Origin of the sequence: Pseudarthrobacter siccitolerans (genome assembly GCF_030823375.1) — a bacterium.
In the GTDB taxonomy this organism is placed as follows: domain Bacteria; phylum Actinomycetota; class Actinomycetes; order Actinomycetales; family Micrococcaceae; genus Arthrobacter; species Arthrobacter siccitolerans_A.
Genome location: NZ_JAUSXB010000002.1, coordinates 1 through 16717, shown reverse-complemented (window position 1 = coordinate 16717; position 16717 = coordinate 1). Strand labels below are relative to the sequence as shown.

At 58.5% G+C, this 16717-nt stretch carries 15 protein-coding genes; 8 read left to right on the top strand and 7 right to left on the bottom strand.

Features of this window, described 5'->3' with window-relative positions; translation table 11 throughout:
* Positions 1-35: 35 nt before the first annotated feature.
* Positions 36-2126, bottom strand: coding sequence for a restriction endonuclease (locus tag QFZ36_RS20625; protein ID WP_306639322.1), 2091 nt, complete (start codon positions 2124-2126; stop codon positions 36-38).
* Between the two features lie 286 nt (positions 2127-2412).
* Between QFZ36_RS20625 and QFZ36_RS20620 the strand changes: the two genes are divergently transcribed.
* On the top strand, positions 2413-2994 hold the full coding sequence (locus tag QFZ36_RS20620) for a recombinase family protein (RefSeq protein ID WP_306639320.1): 582 nt from the start codon (positions 2413-2415) through the stop codon (positions 2992-2994).
* Between the two features lie 191 nt (positions 2995-3185).
* Here the strand turns inward: QFZ36_RS20620 and QFZ36_RS20615 are convergent, their stop codons facing one another.
* The gene (locus QFZ36_RS20615; protein WP_306639318.1) at positions 3186-4223 is read right to left on the bottom strand and encodes an ATP-dependent DNA ligase; all 1038 of its coding nucleotides are present in this window, start codon (positions 4221-4223) and stop codon (positions 3186-3188) included.
* Between the two features lie 139 nt (positions 4224-4362).
* On the opposite strand from QFZ36_RS20615, the gene QFZ36_RS20610 reads away from it, so the two are divergent.
* Together QFZ36_RS20610 and QFZ36_RS20605 are read left to right on the top strand one after the other, a co-directional pair.
* Entirely contained in the window at positions 4363-5409 is a 1047-nt protein-coding gene (locus QFZ36_RS20610) for a hypothetical protein (RefSeq protein ID WP_306639316.1), read from the top strand.
* Positions 5410-5920: 511 nt separating this feature from the next.
* Positions 5921-6841 (top strand): AbiTii domain-containing protein, encoded by a 921-nt coding sequence (locus QFZ36_RS20605; protein WP_306639314.1) that lies wholly within the window; start codon positions 5921-5923, stop codon positions 6839-6841.
* Positions 6842-6866: 25 nt separating this feature from the next.
* Here the strand turns inward: QFZ36_RS20605 and QFZ36_RS20600 are convergent, their stop codons facing one another.
* Positions 6867-7751: a hypothetical protein gene (locus tag QFZ36_RS20600; RefSeq protein WP_306639312.1), complete on the bottom strand. Its 885-nt coding sequence runs from the start codon at positions 7749-7751 to the stop codon at positions 6867-6869.
* 88 nt (positions 7752-7839) lie between these two features.
* On the opposite strand from QFZ36_RS20600, the gene QFZ36_RS20595 reads away from it, so the two are divergent.
* Together QFZ36_RS20595 and QFZ36_RS20590 are read left to right on the top strand one after the other, a co-directional pair.
* Entirely contained in the window at positions 7840-8556 is a 717-nt protein-coding gene (locus QFZ36_RS20595; RefSeq protein WP_306639310.1) for an SOS response-associated peptidase, read from the top strand.
* Between the two features lie 9 nt (positions 8557-8565).
* Positions 8566-8709 carry a hypothetical protein gene (locus tag QFZ36_RS20590; RefSeq protein WP_306639308.1) on the top strand — a complete coding sequence of 48 codons (144 nt, stop codon included), beginning with the start codon at positions 8566-8568 and terminating at the stop codon, positions 8707-8709.
* A 104-nt stretch (positions 8710-8813) separates the two neighbouring features.
* Here the strand turns inward: QFZ36_RS20590 and QFZ36_RS20965 are convergent, their stop codons facing one another.
* Positions 8814-9173, bottom strand: coding sequence for a 4-fold beta flower protein (locus QFZ36_RS20965; protein ID WP_373427094.1), 360 nt, complete (start codon positions 9171-9173; stop codon positions 8814-8816).
* A gap of 134 nt (positions 9174-9307) precedes the next feature.
* Here QFZ36_RS20965 and QFZ36_RS20585 point away from each other — a divergent pair, with 134 nt between their 5' ends.
* On the top strand, positions 9308-9739 hold the full coding sequence (locus QFZ36_RS20585; protein WP_306639306.1) for a hypothetical protein: 432 nt from the start codon (positions 9308-9310) through the stop codon (positions 9737-9739).
* Between the two features lie 233 nt (positions 9740-9972).
* Positions 9973-11196 (top strand): Shedu immune nuclease family protein, encoded by a 1224-nt coding sequence (locus QFZ36_RS20580; protein ID WP_306639304.1) that lies wholly within the window; start codon positions 9973-9975, stop codon positions 11194-11196.
* Between the two features lies 1 nt (position 11197).
* Here QFZ36_RS20580 and QFZ36_RS20575 read toward each other — a convergent pair whose 3' ends face one another.
* A complete protein-coding gene (locus QFZ36_RS20575; protein ID WP_306639303.1) occupies positions 11198-11887 on the bottom strand; it encodes a DUF6308 family protein in 690 nt (229 codons plus the stop codon).
* A 122-nt stretch (positions 11888-12009) separates the two neighbouring features.
* On the opposite strand from QFZ36_RS20575, the gene QFZ36_RS20570 reads away from it, so the two are divergent.
* Positions 12010-13494 (top strand): DUF559 domain-containing protein, encoded by a 1485-nt coding sequence (locus QFZ36_RS20570; protein WP_306639302.1) that lies wholly within the window; start codon positions 12010-12012, stop codon positions 13492-13494.
* A gap of 27 nt (positions 13495-13521) precedes the next feature.
* Here the strand turns inward: QFZ36_RS20570 and QFZ36_RS20565 are convergent, their stop codons facing one another.
* Positions 13522-14469, bottom strand: coding sequence for a hypothetical protein (locus QFZ36_RS20565; RefSeq protein WP_306639301.1), 948 nt, complete (start codon positions 14467-14469; stop codon positions 13522-13524).
* A gap of 536 nt (positions 14470-15005) precedes the next feature.
* Positions 15006-16717: Eco57I restriction-modification methylase domain-containing protein (locus tag QFZ36_RS20560; protein WP_306639300.1), on the bottom strand; the 1712-nt coding region annotated here is incomplete at its 5' end.

Genomic DNA, 16717 nt, shown 5'->3' with positions numbered 1-16717 from the left:
TATGCCTCCAATCGGTGTGGCTTGTTCTGTAATTCTCACCCCTGAATGGCGGCTTCACTTAGGTTCATTCCCGACTGCAGTCCGTGCTGCAAGGCCCGAAGTGCACTTCGTGATTTCGCTGTAAGCGTGCGTTCTTGAGGGTCGTAGCGAAAGAGTGGAATGGAGTTGGTGTCAGCGAATTCTTCTGCTGTACGGGTGAACTCGCTTAGTGAGAAAAACACGGCTTGTTTGGATGCGCCTGTTGCGGCTCCGTAGATCTGACGAACAAAGTTCACTCCGACTGGGGACTGATGATGTTTAACTTCTGCAACGTGAGTGTCTGAAATTATGTCCATGCCCCCGTCTCGTGAGGCTTGGGTGACTCTGCACGAAGTGGCCCCGAGGTATCGCATCCACTGTGCGGCCACGTATTCGGCCTCTCGGGGAGTACAAGAGGCCATGCGTGGCGGCGGCGGGCCTTGTGGTTGCCAAGCGCCGTTGACGAGTTGCCGCAGTTCGGACGGCGAGAGGTTTGAAGCATATTCTGCGGAATCGTATTCCAGTGCGACGTGAACGCCGATCTCAAGGAGTGCCTTTTGCAGGCTCGCGCGTTGTTCCACTGCGGGGTCTGGAAGAGGTACTAGGCCAGGTGCCGTGATTGAGTCGTAGTTTGATGAAAACAGGTATCCGAGAAATGCACCGAGTCCGACCGCGAACCAGAACCCGTTGTGGACTTGAGCCACAGCAGCGAGAGTGCCGGCTGTGATTGCCCATGCCCAGATAGATTCGTAAATTCGGCGTCCTCTCTTTTGGGGGGTCGGACGATTGTCTGCGGGGCGCGGGTACTTTTCGGCGGCCACAGTGTCGGCCCAGCCCGCCAGTTCTGCCTGAATCCTTTGGCCATATCCAGGTCTCTCCGGTGTCTGGTCCTTCCATCCCGCGGTTATGGTCGAGTGGACAGCCCATATTTGATGGGCGGCATCAACGGAACGTTCAGCCAGAATGCGGGAGCCGGAATGGGCTCCACAAGAGCGGTCCAGGTGGCGCTGAGCCACGCCGACGAGTGCGGATCGTGGATCTACTGGTGCCGGTGGTGGACCGGTGTCCTCTAACCACTCATCTACGGGCCCGTCGGTTTCCTCGTCAGCATTTTCGGCTTCGTCTCCACGGTCAATCTTGATGAACTGTTCGGATTGCGCGGCGTGGTGTTCCAGTAAGAAGGATTGGAGGATCTGGTGCTGAGCATCTGATAAGGGGAGCAGCTCTGGCTCGAATCCCGGGAGTCCTACATTATCCAGCGTTTTGTTCTTTGCTAGCTGAAGGCACCTAGAGTAGGCGGTTACCCACAGTCGGGACAGGAGGTCATCGACTTCGGGGGAGTCGTCATGCCACTCGTTCCGAATGAGACCAGCGCTCCTGGCAAGAAGCTCGGATATTGCTTCACTGTCGAACTCGGAGGACTCGCCAGAGAAATGGGAGACGGCTAGAAGATTAAGGGCTTGGGCCGTTTCGCCGCAGTCGAGAAAGGAATTGAATTCATCGATGAGGAGGGTCTCATTTTCGAAGCTGTCTTCTTCGTCGTCAGCTAGGTCCGCTTTCGAGGCTCCAGAGGCTTCCAGGAGGATCGCCCTGGACAAGACCCTGAAATCCGCGAACTCATGCTCGACGTTCATTGCTAGCCGGACGAAATTGGTACCGGCATCGGGTTGGGCTTCATAGAGTGATGGGAACTCGGCGAAAGTCATTAAGTACTCCGAGTACGCGTTTAGGGCTTTTGTCGCGGACGATGCTTCGGGCTGGCAGCGTATCAACTGACACCATGCATAGATCCACCCTCGTCGTCGGGCCATTGACGCCCCAACGTCTGCAGGCAGGGCGCTGGCTAGCGGACTGGCCGAGTCGACTGCGAATCGCAATGCAGCGGTCTCGAAGTCTTTGTCCCGCCGGAAATCAGCGCATTCGGTACTGATCACGCCTCGGCGTGCCAGGTTCATCAGGTTGAGGCGTTCGGACTGTCCCGGAGTACTCCAGATCGCGAACGCTGCCATCGCCATCAGGTCCAGCGCACATTCGACGTCATTCGCCTCCAACGCTCGAAGGAATTCGCCGTAAATCAGCTCCAACGGCTTGGAATCGGATGTGCCCATGCGCAAATCATATTCGGGAGGTAGGACATGTTTAGTGTGACCAAGATTCGATCCCATCCCAGATACACCGATGTCTATCGGGAGTCTCGATAACGAAGGATTTCAAGAGCAGGTTGATTTGAGAATCGGGGTGTTTGCGGCGAGCGGCTGTGAAGGGGCGTCTTTCTGCGCAAGACCGCCGCGCAGCCGAAAATCCGAGCTTAGGACCGGTCGTTCTCACAAATAGTTCTCGAAACGATACAGTCGAAGCAACGCCCCGAATTGAGTTTTGAGAAGAGAACACTCCATGACCGCACACCGTATCGGCTACGCCCGGGTCTCCACCCGGGACCAGAACTTGGACCTGCAGATCAACGCTCTGAAGAAGGCCGGGTGCGACAAAATCTACGAAGACCAGATCAGCGGCACTACCTCCCAACGCCCCGGGCTCGACCAAGCGCTGGACACCCTGCGTGACGGTGACACTCTGGTGGTGTGGAAGCTGGACCGCCTGGGTCGGAGCGTGAAAGACCTCCTGGAATTCGCCGGCGGCCTGAATAACCGCGGGGTAGGCTTCGTCAGCCTCACCGATGCGATCGATACCACCACGGTCTCCGGGCGCTTCTTCTTCAATGTGATGGCATCCCTGGCCCAGATGGAACGGGAGCTCATGGTCGAACGTACCCAGGCCGGACTCCGGGCCGCGCGGGAACAGGGACGAGTAGGCGGCCGCAAACGCATCATGACCGAAGCCAAGATCCGCTCAGCCCGCAAACTACTCAAGCAGGGAACACCACCGCGGGAAGTGGCCAACAGCCTCGGCGTCTCCGTGCCGACGCTCTACCGGTGGGTCCCGGCCGCTGGCACTGCCGTGGCTTCAAAGCAGTAGTTCCCCGTTGGTGCAGAGGATTATTGAGCGGAATCGGTTCCGTGCACGGCACTTCTGACATTTCCGTTGTCAACACTCGTCTGCACAGCCCCGGAATTCCGCGGGAGCGTCTGCAGTCGCCGCAACCCGTTCTGGCACTGAGGTAGAACGTAAGACTGCCGGGCACCGGGTGCACCGGGGGCCGGGCAGTCTTACGTTCTCCACCGCTCACCCAGGACAACGTCGTGAGGCGATAGCTCCGGCCTGGCCCGAAGTACCCGCAACGGGTGCCGGAAGGACCTGCCCGACCAGGCCGTGTCTGCGGAAACCTCTACAACTACGGGGTCCACGAGCGTCAGCGCCACAGGTTCCTTGTCTCTGTTGAACCTGTCCAGGGTCGTACCTTTCACAGTGGTTGGCCAGGGATGCTCACCCCCTGGTGGGTGAAGCCACCGTGCCAGTTCCCTGCTATCCCTCGCCTTCAGTGGCGTGGACCGGCCCACGATCCGCAGCTCGCCGTCAAGGATGAGGCCGGCGACCACTTGAGAGGGTTGCGTTATCGGCCCAATCACTGCGCCGCAGATGATTTCTACGGTTTCTCTGTGTTTGAGCTTCAGCCATGAGCGGGCACCCGGCGTGTAGGGCTGGTTCAGATCTTTGATGACCAGCCCTTCAATCCCTGTGGGTGGCAGGTTCTCGAGCCACTGTTCGGCTACGACGCGGTCGGTGGTGGCGGGGGAGAGGGAGAGAGGCGGTTCCCAGCTGCGGGCAAGTTCTTCCAGGAGCGCCCGGCGGTCGCTCAGCGGCAGGTTCCTGGCGTCATGCCCGGCGACGGACAGGACGTCGAACGCTGCGTAGCTGGCCGGCGTTGCAGCAACTAGTCCAGAAAGAGTCTTTGGCCCAGCACTCAGGCGCTGTTGCAGGGCGGTGAAGTTCAGCCGGCCCTGGCTCCAGATCACCGCTTCGCCGTCGATCACGCATCCCGGTGGCACGGTCGCGGCGATCGCAGCCACGAGTTCCGGGAAGTACCCCGTCAGTTCCTTCTGCTGCCGGGACCACAACGTGGCGCCGATATCGTCACGGACGCAGACGGCCCTATAGCCGTCCCACTTGGGTTCATAGAGCAAAGTCCCGGCGATGGCCCCGACCGGCGGCATCTTCGTGACAGCCCGGGCCAAGGCCACTGTTATCGGAGGCACCAGTCCCGCCGGCAGGCCGGGTCCAGTGCCTTCTTCCCGGACGCGTCCCATGGCCTTCACGCTACGCGCCGGGGGCTGCCAGGGGACCTACCGAGCCAACGTCTGCTGTGCAATTGTGTTCCGTCTTTAGTTACGTTATGTATTTTCGTTATGTCTTCCGCCAACGAACGAAAGACGATATGATTACACTATGAGCGACAGCATTGTTGAAGTGGACGCACGCACTTGCCGCTACCCGGGCTGCCAGCGGCCCGCCATGGCAGCCGAGGCCGGCACAGGCCGGCCGCCCGAATACTGTGATGACCCCGCGCATAACCGCGCGTCGGCCTGGCGCGCACGGCAGCGCCCCAACGGGGACGCTTCGCGGGGCACAGAGGCTCGCCCTGTCGACTCTGCGCGTCAGCGTGCCAGTGAGATCACGGGCCAGGTTAGCGGGATGATCGAGCACCTGGGCGAGCAGCTCGCGACACTTCTTGAGGAACTTCGCACCGTGGGGGACCCCGAGGCGGCAGAAGCTCAGATTGAGTCAGTAGCCAGCGAAGCCGCCGAGCGGGTTGCGGCCGCGAACGCGAGAGCTACCCGTGCTGAACAGGCTCAGCGCCTGGCCGAGGCAGAAAAAGCCGAAGCCGACGCGGCCGCTGAAGAAGCAACGCGAACGAGCGAGGACCTCGCCCAGGAGCTGTCAGGCCGCCAGCAGGACCTGGACGCCACCCTGTCCCAGGCTCAGCAACTCACCGATGAACTCGCGCAGGCCCATGCCTCGGCCGCCAACGATCGGGAACTGGCGCAAGCCGAGAATGCCGGGCTGCGGGCCGACCTTGAAGCACTCCGTGGGCAACTGACTTTGGCTGAACAGGCACGTGACGCAGCCGCGGAACGGGCCGCGACAGAGGAACGGGCCCGGATTGAGGCAGAGCAACGTACCGGGATGGCCGAGAGCCGCACCGAGGCGGAGCGGGCACGCGCGGACCGCGAGGAATCTGCAGCCGAAGAGGCCCGGCGTCAGCTGGCGGCAGTCCGCGCCGACCTTGAGGCAACGCGCGAATCTGCAGCCGATATGCGCAGCACCGTGGCGACCCTGACGGCGGAGCGTGAGGCCGCCAGGGCCGACGTCGAGCGTGAGCGCGCCCATGGTGAACAACGCGTCAAGGACCTTCACGAGACCTACAGCCGCCAAATCGACCAGCTGCGCGCTGAACTGAGCGAACGCCGGCCACGAGCTCAGGAAGAGCAATAGGGGCCACTACGAGGCACTGCTGAAGACCGGGGAGCTGCGTGCCATTCAGGTCGGAGGACGCGGTATGTGGCGCATCGGAATCAATGACCTTGAGGACTTACATCGACGGCGCATACCGACGCACAGAAGAGCGCATCGCTTCTGGCGAGATTGTGGATGACTCTGAGCCCGTGGCTTACTACGCGCAGTAACATCTTCTCCGATTAATCCCCCCGTCGAAGGGGGGGAGGATGCAGTCGCTTGGCGCTCCCCATACCCGTACCGAAATTCACTGCCCTGACGGCGTCAATGGCGCGAGTTTAAGGAATGACTTCCGGGACAGTCAGATTACGCGTCATTCATTGAGGCTGTGTTCGTCAGTGGGTCGCCCACCTGGGGATCCCAGTTCTAAGGAAATGGGACCGCTGCGATGCCGCGATGACAACCTCGCGAAGAGCGCAAAGCAACGCCGCAGCACGCGCTAGTAACCCAGTAGGGCGATCTGCACCTTGCGCAGGAGAGAATTGGCCCCATGACCAAGCTGACCGAGATCATCGATGCTGCGAGTGATGGGACCTTTACTACCTCAAACCTGCTTAGGAAGGTCCAGACAGTTGCCTTTCGTCTCAGGGCCGAGGAACTGGGTGCATGGTCACAACGAGAGTTGTTTGGATACAAGAGCAATGATCCGGTGCCCGGGTATAGGGGTCCCTTCCCGACGCCGGTCACTGGCGTGTGGTCAGGACCCGTCGGCAGCCGCGCGACCAATGTCGTTTCTTATGTCGGCCTCCCGGAAGACTTCATTAACTGCTGGTTTAGGGCCACGATTCGTCAACCCGTTGCAGACCTCGAATTGCTTGGAGCCAGCGACAAGAATCCCAGTATGAGCTGGGACCCCTTCATTGTGAATGAATACAACCGGCACGTGGCGGAGAAGAAGGGCGGAGCGGGTTTCTACATGATGGAGCTCATCGGCGCGACACAAGCCATTCCGCAAAACGCAATCGTTGGCATCATCGACGCTGTTCGTACTACTGCTCTGAAGTTCGCTTTGGAGCTGGAGCAAGTAGCTCCTACAGCTGGCGAACCAGGTGGACCGACGACTGATGATCCCGAGGTAAAACAAGTGACAAACAACTTCCATTTCACCATCAACGGTGACGGCAACAACATCGCCGCTGGGTCAGATATCCAACAAAAGGCGGTGGTAAAAAAGGGTGACATCGATTCGCTGGTCAAAGCAGCTGTGGAGCTTGGATTGCAGCGCGAAGCAGCGGAGGACCTGCGATCCGCTGTTCTGGCGGATGGCCCGAGCCCAGCCGAAAAGACCAACAATTTTGTGTCTAAACTCCGCGCTGGCGGCTATTCCTTGGCTGGCGGTGTGTCTTCCAATCTCGCTGCCGATGGCGTTTTGCAGGCTGTGGGAGCCTTTTTTGGGATGCCGACAGCCTGATAGCAATTCGATGCTGTTCCCATAGCTAATTCTCTAGGGCTGAGCCCGGTTCGCGGACGCCGGCCGAAGGGGTGTTGCACGGCTCTGGTTGCATAAAACTGCGGCCTGCTACTGGACGTCTGGCGCGCCGTGCCTGGAGTGCAAGCGCTCGGTTGACCACGGCCAATGCGGCAAACAGGACCCTGGAAATACTGATTTCATCCGAGGTAAGGACGCCGCTGAGGACGGCGTCGCTGCTGGAGGTTTCATTCTCAGTGAAAGTTGATGTGTGCGCCCCAGCCCAAGTCTTGCCGTGGGCGGATCCGGAACTCAACTGCCAGGCAGCGAAGATCCAGCGTGACAGGCCGGCCTCCTTGGTTGCTGCCGTGATGATGGTCTGGACAGCTGGGTATCCGCCCATGACTACATCCTTGTCCACCTTGGACTTTTCAATGGCCGCGCGAAGTAGTTGCAAACGCATGGTGGTCGTTTCAGCCGTATCGACCCCCATGGTGTCGTAGGCTCTGCCAAGCATCGTCATGTTGTTGGCCTCCAACCGCAATGACCGAGTAATGCGGGTCTTTCGGTCCGTCGGGTTTAGAAGCCAGAGAGCGGTGCTGGCCGTCTCAATTGCTGAGCGAATCAGCGTGAAAGGAGCAAAGATGTGCTGAGACTCCGCCTCTTGCATCACAGTCTTCAGGCAGTGAAGGTGGTCCACAGCCGTCAGGATTAAGTAATTGACGGCGTGCGAGGTTTGGTAGGGACGCGTTAATTGGTCGTCCAGCCAAAGAACGGAGCGTTGCGCTACGGGCAGCGCATCGCGCACCAATTCCTGTAGGTGGGCGATGTCTGCAAAGCACTCCAGTAGATCTCGGCGGGCCACCGCTTGTTCTTCGCTTGTCTGAGGACGGAACAATGGATTTGTGGACACCAAATGAGATTACGCTGACCTCAGCACCAGCCCTCCTAAGCGGCCCGTTATGACGAACCGCTTGATGATGCAAGGCAGAATGGGCTTCATGTGCGGCAGATACGTGATGTCCAAAGCGACCGGAGATCTTCTGAACCACTTTGAGGCTAAAGAAGTCGAAGGAAGCCCTCCACCGCCCAGCTGGAACGTAGCGCCAACCCAAAGCGTGCCGATCGTTGCCGAACGTTTAGATGAGGGGACCCTTGACCGGCATTTGCTGGTTGCCCGCTGGGGCCTGGTCCCGTCCTGGGCTAAGGACATCAAGATCGGCTCCAAGCTGATCAACGCCCGGAGTGAGTCGATTCTTGAGAAGCCGTCCTTCCGGAAGGCGGCAGTGAAGCGCCGTGCAATCATCCCGGCGGAGGGCTATTACGAGTGGCAGAAGACCGAGGACGGGAAGAAAATCCCGAACTACCTGTACTCGGACAAGGAGCCGTTGCTGGGCTTCGCCGGCCTGTATGAGTGGTGGGCTGACCCGACGCTGCCGGAGGACGATCCGGAAAGGTGGCTGCTCAGCTGCACAGTGCTCACCACAACCACCCAGGACGCCCTGGGCCACGTCCATGACAGGTCACCGGTGATCATCCCGCGTGACCGCTTCGCTGAGTGGCTCGACCCGGACCTGACCGGCAAGGACGACATTCAGCACTTGCTGGACTCCCTGCCGGAACCGACGCTGACACCTCGGATTGTCAGCCCCCGAGTCAACAGTGTCCGCAACAACGGGCCGGAGCTCATCGAGCCCGCCGAACCTGCAGCGGAATAGACTCCGGCGGTGATACTCATCGGCACTATCACCAACCCTGACGGCAGCTACGAGCACATCGAGGCCGAAGGCGACACCTACGAAGAAGCGCGGGAAAACGTCTACGCGCTTCTGGAAGACGGCCAAAACCTCATAGCGATCCGCAAGGACTGATTTCAACAGTGCCCAGGTCTAAGGAAACGGGACAAAGAGATCTATTTGAGTTGACCGCCCCCTGGCCGTCGCATCTGGGTCGGAAGGGTGAATCAACGCTACTGCTACTTGTTTGGCATCCAGCTGTTCCAATCTTGCGTAGACCAGCTACCGGATCGCCCGGGCTTACCCGGTGTCCCCGGGATGCCAGGCCGTCCTGGACGGCCTCCGATCCCCGGCTTTCCTGGTACGCCACTGAGTCCTGGGCGAGGGATGGGGGCGGAAGCATCGGGCGTCATCCCGATGGCACGGTTATGAGCGTCCCAGAAAGCACCCTGTTCAAACCAGCCAAGGTGACGTCCGTTCCGGTAGCTGATCACGTTACTTCCTTGAACAAAGCCTCGGTACGTTCCGCCTAAATCCAAGATGTCGTTGCCGTAAAGCCAAGCAACGACAGTGCCGTTCTTGTTGAATACGGGGTCCATGCCGTTTAGCTCCTGCGGTTATTGGGGTCGATGGGGTTGTTGCTCAAAGGTAGCCACCGCATCTGACAATTCTGCACGCATCAGTGTCAGAGGCATCAGTTCACGCTGTGCGCGTGGAACGTAGGATGCGCAGTATGAATAAGACCAACAAGAAGTTTCCACGCGACAGGTACACAGGCCCGGGCGGTGGACTTTACGAGGGGCCAGGTGGGGGACTCTACCCCTACTCCGGCGGTGGAGCTGACGAGTACAACGGGGGAGGCCTCGACCGCTATAACGGGGGCGGTCTCGATGAGTACAACGGCGGCGGTCTGGACATGTACAACGGGGGCGGCCTCGACCGTTACAACGGCGGCGGTCTGGACAAGTACAACGGCGGCGGGCTCGACCGTTACAACTGTGGTGGCCTGGACACCTCGCCAGGCGGTGGCCTCTATGACGGACCCTGCGAAAACCCCTACATGTCATGCATCCCACCGATTCACATCTTCATCCCAGAGCTTCGTGCGCGGGGTTACGACGCCGAAGCCGACCTTCTGGCTCAGGCCCACGGAATAAAGGCGTAGGTAGGCTTGTAGCAAGGACCTGCACGGAAAGAACGGTTGCCCCAACCACCAGAAAGTGATGTGAGGGGCAACCTCCGGAAGCGGAAATGCGGATCCGCAGATGAACGCACACAGCAGATGTTTTAGTTCCAGGGAACTTGGACACTCTGAGGAGGTATCAGTCGTGCTGCTGCTCCTGCGTCCCGTTAGGGCGGGTAGTCTGACGCCAGTCGAGATTTCAACGGGGGTCGCTTGTGTCAGGAGAAGAATGGGAGTTCGCTTCCGCGTCGTATGAGCCAGAAACGGAGACCGAGTATGCGCAGGCCCGGTTGCCCGGGCGCTTATACACATCCAAAACGTTCGGCAACCGCAACTCAAACTCTTCTGACTACGGTCAACCGAGCCGCTTTGTCTACCAGGTGCTCGATGACGATGGCACTGCCTCATCACTGCAACGAGTAGGTGAGGAGTGGATGGTCACTCCCATTGCTGGTAGCCGCTCACAGATCAAGGTCCTGATATCAAGAGAAAAAGGATCCCTCGTGGATCTTTGGATTCAACGTGTGCCGATCGCAGGGTCTGGAGCGGTAGTTAAAGAGGTCCTGCGAGTCCGGCGTGAAGATGCCATTCGGTTGGCGGAGTTCTTTCGCCGTCTTATGCTCATTGAGCCCGACGGCGCCGACACTGGTACCAAACTCGATGAGGAAACTCTCTCCGCGTTGCTGAACAATCCCGAATCAGCCAGCCGCGTGTACGAGTCTCAGGCGCCGGCGCTTCGTGCCTTAATCGCCGATGATGCACAGGCGCAGGATGTCGTTGCCCTAGCCGGCAGGCGCGCCGCGCTTGAACAATTTCGAAGGATGCTCGATGACGACGCCTTCTTTGATTCCCAGATAGAGGGGAACAAGGGAAAAGAATCAGTCTGGCAGAATTTCTTCGAGAGCAACCCCTGGGTCTTGGGCGTCGGTCTCGGTACTCAACTCTTCACGTCGTGGTCAGAAGAGAAGCTTGAGCAGATCGTAAAAGGTCACTCGATCACGGGGGACGGAAAGCGCGCGGACGCGGTACTCCGCACAAGTGGGCTTATCCAGTCCATGGTGTTCGCGGAAATTAAACACCACCGAACGCCTCTTTTGAAGGACGAATATCGGCCCAGCGTTTGGTCGATGTCGAAGGAGCTTTCTGGCGGTATCAGCCAGGCCCAGGTGACAGTCCACCAAGCTGTCGCAAACGTGGGAGAACGAGTAGCTAGGCGTGGTGATGATGGCTTCGAAACGACGGACTTGACCTACTTAATCCGGCCGAGGTCTTTCTTGATTATCGGAAAGCTATCCGAGTTTAAGAATGACCAGGGTCAACACCATCCAGAGAAGATTCGTTCGTTTGAACTAGCACGGCGCCACCTTCAAGAACCTGAAGTCGTGACCTTCGATGAGCTTCTGGCCAGGGCGGAATGGATAGTGAGCAACTCTGCTTGAACTAGATCTTTTTTTCGAACGAGACGCGCTGCCGCTTCTGACGGGGCGTCACTTCATCAACGAGGCGCCAAGCAAGAATGTCCAAGGCTCGTAGCGGAGTGATCGTCGGTTTGGAGGCTAGGGCGGCCAAGTCGCGCCAAAGGATCGAGGCCCTTTTTAGATCGGCTTGCACCTGCGGCAACCAGGCCTGCATGCGCTTCCTATCGCTGCGGCGCTTAACCGGTTCCACTCGGACCGGATTCCCGATTTGGCTGTAACAGCGCCAAACATTCTTGTCGTACAGCGGCAGCAGCTCCGGACGCTTCCGGTGCAGAACTTTGCTGAGTTTGACGAGCTGGACCTGATGCTGGGGGTGGTCGTCCAAGATGCCGTAAAGGTCCGCGATTGCGTCTAGGGTGTCACCTGAAGCTTCCTCAAGCGTGCCAGTCAAGCGTGGGTCCTCTAGGCGGCGGTTGATTTCAGGCAGGATCTCCAGCAGCCCGTAGTAAGTGGGAATTGGCTGCTGACCGGCATTGAGTAGCGCTGCGGCCAGCAGGTCTTGTTGGCGGACGTCAAGGGTTGGCGTATCCCGAAGGTAGCCATCGTAGGCGGGGTAGGACCACCTGCCGTATTCGGTCACGTACTCCCGTACCAAGCGCGTGGCTTTCTCAATCGGCTCGGTGAACCCGCCAACTGAAATCATCCCAGTCATTGCTCGAGCCTAACGGCGGCGTCTCAGGAAGTGCCCCAGAACTTCGCCGCGTAATGTCGGTGGGCTCGTCTACTATCAGCCGGAACCGAGGTTTAGCATCCGGATCTGAATTGGGGGCATTTGTGAAAGCACTTGAAGACTGGCCGGCGCTGACGCCGGAAGATCGAAGCCGGCTGGGCCTTGCTCGACGTGCGCCAAAAGCGGAAGTGACGGTTGCGCTGAAGCACAAAGAAGTGCTTGACATGTGGGACGACGAGAATCCATTCGGGCCAGGAGACATTCCAGCCACCTCTCCGGTGAAGGTCCGCTGGATTTGCCCGGTGGGGCACAAATTTATTGAGTCGGCTGTCGTTCAGTGCGCTGCCGTATCAGGATGGCGTAAAAAGGCCGGTGGATCGAGGGCATGTCTCAGCTGCGCTGACGAACAGTTGTACGGGCGCGTAACCCTGAGCTGTGGCCACGAGGTAATCGCCCGGCCTGGCGTCGAGTACATGGCAGTGTGCAGAGCATGCCGGCCAACGGCCAGGGCTGATTTCGCAGAGAGAAAAGCGAAAAGTTCAGGCCCCTATTACCAGGCTGGCACCGTCATCCAATCTCGTAACCTCTCGACCTCTAAGACGGAGCAAGAGGTACGGGACAAGCTGGTTGCCGCCGGATTCAGAGTCCATAAAGGTCGCAGCGCAATTCAGTGCGGACATGAACCAGAACGCAATAACTTTCCCGTTCTGACGCCAGACATCCTTATTTCCAAGACAAAGGTTTGCGTGGAAGTTGACCCTGCCTACACCCACGCTGGCAAGGAAAGAGAAGACAAGAGGCGCAACGATCTTCTAGCCGGCGTAGGGTGGCAGGTCGTGCGTTTGCGGTTGGGCGGGCTGGGCCCAATCGGTGAGCACGATGTCTTGGCACAGTCTGAAGTGGTTACTAAGCACGTAATTGAAGCACTCGTCTTGGCATTATCCGATGCCATGGCGGGCCGTCCAGGAACGATTAGGAAGGTGAAGAAGAAGGAGCCGGTGACGACCAGGCCGCAATCCAGGTTGGGGGCAATTGCCGAGCACAAGTACTACTACAATGCCTTTTATATTTCGTGGAAGTTGAATTCCGGTGCCGTCCTGCGAATGGTTGCGATGGACTCGGGTCGTTATCTTGCAATTTCAGAGCGGTCGGAAGCCCCACGATTTATCTGCATGCTTGGTTTGGACAAGGTGCCCCGGCAGCAGTGGCGCAGCACCGTGCAAGGCATCCTGGAAAGGATGTCAGATTCGGATTTCACTCCCTCCTCGACGTTCCCTTGGGGAAACGATCTTTTCATCGGGGACCATGCTCATGCAGTCCGCGAAGCGCCCAAGTTTTACCTGGGCGCCGCATCTTTCGAGCTGACCGCCAACATTGACGGCGCGGATGAATACACCGAGGTGGCCGTATGTGCCGGAGGGAAGGTGCTGACTCAGTTGCACCCCAAAGCGGTTGAACGCGGTTGGCGGATTGGGACCGTTCGGACGAGAACTGTACGGAATGACACATACCAGGAGATCCAGCTCCTGCGGCGCCCCTTATTGGTAGACGCTGAGGTCGGGATCTCCGAGGAACTCCAATCCCACTAGAACGGGTGGTATGCAACACCTGTGTTGTCAGTGGGGCCAGCGCCGACGGCTTGGAACCTGAACGCGGGGGATTTCATGTGGTTCCAGTGGACGTTGGGGAACGGGGCGGATGTTGTAAGAGGTGATGCGGTCCTCCTCGTGCTCCTTCTCAATCATTGCCGCGGTGCTCTCGTCGATCCGGCGGATGTAATCGACTGACCAGGCTAGGAGAACGTCTAGGCGATTGACCTCAGCCTCTGCAGCCAAGAGCCGTTCGTGGGCTGTTACAGAGCGATACCCGCACCACTGGCGAAGGATCTCATGGATGGGTTTTTGCCGGCGTAGGTAGTATCCGTGTTCATATTGGGGCGAGGTATCTACCGGTTTTTTGGTTTCCCAGTCCTCAACTGTCCCGCCTCTTTTGGCCTTTTCCCGAGCCTTTGCCTCCTCGGCTATGACCAAGTCCAGAACAGGGGTTGGGTTCTTGTGACAGGCAAGCTCTACGACAGATAGCGACGCGCGCGGCGAGAGGCACGACTCTCCGTCGTGAACCACGCATGAAAACTTGGTCTGTACGTCGGCCAGAGGCTGCCCCATAAGTGTTTCAAGCGCCCCTTGATCGTGGACAACCAAAGCATCGTCGACTGGAGTAACGCATAGTTCGCCAACTTCCGAAGGTATGAGTAGCTCAAGTACTGCCCACATGGCCGAAGATTCGTTCTCGTCGATAGATTCCGCCCTGAGACGCCTCCACCCATCCATTGAGGCGTCGTACTGGGTTACCTCTTCCCACGGCACCCTGAGGCGTCCACGAGGCACGTTATCTTCCCTGCCGCATGCGTCCCCATCCAGATGGCGGATATCAACCCGGAATCGACGAGCCTCTTGGTGCAACGCCAAGACTTGCACCCGCTCGGAGGGCTCGTCGTCGCGCAGTCTGTAGGCCCATTGCTGTCCTGGCGCGGGACAACGGAAAGCCGCAGTATTCGGGTCCATAGTTGCTCATTATCCAACCGCCCACCTTCTTCTCACTTTTGTCCCGAAGACGACCGGACAGGCGCGACACTGCACTCGTCCGTCCACTCCTACCCGATTCCAGCTATGTCTAAGGCATGTGATTCGAAATTCGACTCTTAGAAATCTTCAGGAGCCCCCAGAATGAAGCCCTCCACATTTGTTTTTGACGCTGCCAACACAGGAGGAACTCGGTTCCTGGACCAGAACGGGGACACTGTTGCTTGGCTACGAAGCGATATCTTCCCGCCAGTAGGAACACAAATCCTCCTACCAGACGGGTCATCGGCTTCAGTGACCAGAGTCACGCTCGATATAAGTAATCCTTCCGAACTCGCCCAAGTATGGGTTCACGTGGAAGCAGAACATGGAGCCGGTAGTACTCGTCCCGGCTTCCGGAGCACAGCGGGGTGAAGTGGAAGGGCAAAAAAGATGGAACCTGACCGGCAGGGCAGGTTCCATCCGCCTTCTATCTTAGGGGAGCAGCCTAGAGACAGTGGTTTCCTTAGCGCAAGGACTTAGCAGGCTGCCGAAGCAGCCTCTAAGTTTTCATGTGCTTGCACGACGCCCACGCTCAAAACACGATCAGCCGCCGCCTCAATGTCTGGTATCAATTGCTTCCGGCGTACAGAATCATGCTCCTGGTGGGCTTTTTCCACTAGTGAGGACAGTCTAAGGTGGACCGGATTCTCGGCGTCGAACTCCGGGACACTCAGGTGCTTGAAGACGTCGCCCACCTGGATGGACACAGTGTGGCTCTGGATCCACTCCCTCACGACCGGGGAGTTCAGCAGCCCGCAAAGGTAGTAGGCTGCTTCCGGCTTGTCAAAGGAGGCGAAATAAACCTTGTGGTCCGGGACATAGGGTCGCTCTCCTGCAATCGGGACTTGACCCATGCCCGCCACTGCTGCGTAGAAGTTACTGGACATTTCGGGCCAGACGACTTTCCAGGGCTGAAAGGTGTAGTCGCCTACGTTGTAGACAGCATGGTACGGCGCACCCTTCATCTGGCGGCGATACGTTGAGCGTTCCTTCAGAAGATCGCTGAAGTTGGCAAACCAATCTTTGGTTTTCCGCAAGCCCGGCGCGTTGATCGCCTGTTCTGCCTGTCTGTAGTGGGCGCCTTGAATGCCCGTATTTGGTACGAAGGTATAGAGACGCTCAGCGGCGTAATCAGGGTTGCTCAGCTTCAGGTAGTAGGGCTCGAAGTCGCTTGCGCCTTTGATCAGCGGGTAAAGAAGATCCGGTTCCACCCAGGCCGTCCTGCGGGCACCAAGATCCTTACGGCCCGCATTGGGCCTGCTCGCGATCTGAACATCCGTGCCATTGTCGTTGAGTACAGGAACGAAATAGACGCCGTTCAGATCGGCCGTAATCCCCTTGCGGCCGGCTACCCAGGAGCATTTCCCCGCCAAGTACCGCAGGATTTCGTGCCGTCCCGGAGCAAGAACACTCCATGGCGATCCTGGAATTAAAGGTTCTACGGGTCCGGCATCGTTCATCGTCGAGGTAATGAGGCCCCTGATGGTTTCAAGAGTGTCGCCCAAACCAAGCGTTGTCCGAGGCGGTTTTGACCATACGACGTACGGAACAGGATACGTTCCCTGGGTTGACGACTTATCAAAGACCGCCACCACGGTGTGGTTGGAAGCATCTTTAAAGGGCTTGAGGGTTTTGAAGTCATCGATCCTCTTGGGCACCAGATGAGGCGAGTCGGGGTCTTCGGGATGGATGATGAAGTTTCGGAATCCAGATGAGGACGGGTTCTTGAAGATGGCACCAGTAATGACAAATGCAAGGCGGCCTTCAACCTTCAGCCACTTATCAGCCACCGTGTACGTAATCATTGCCGACACGTCCAGTTCGTTGCCCCCGTGGCGTCCGGCTTCGGAGAAGATTCCATAGCTCTCGCAGGTGGGCTTAACCCGTTCACGGTAGGCATCGGGCAGTTTTGACCACCGGACCCACGGGGGGTTTCCAATGACCAGGTCGAACTCTCCAGCTGTTGCTGACCAGAAGAAGTTACGCACGATTCGGAACCAGATGCCGTTCCATTTCTGGTTATGCAGGTCCAGCACGCGCCCGTAGGTCCGTTGCAGCGGCGGGCTCCAGGCAACGAGTTCCGCGGGTGTAAGAGATCCGGAGGCGACGAGCTTTGCGGAAACAACATCAAAAGCTGCGCCGGTTTCCACCTCTTCTCCCATGATTTCGAAAACGTGATCGAGCCGCT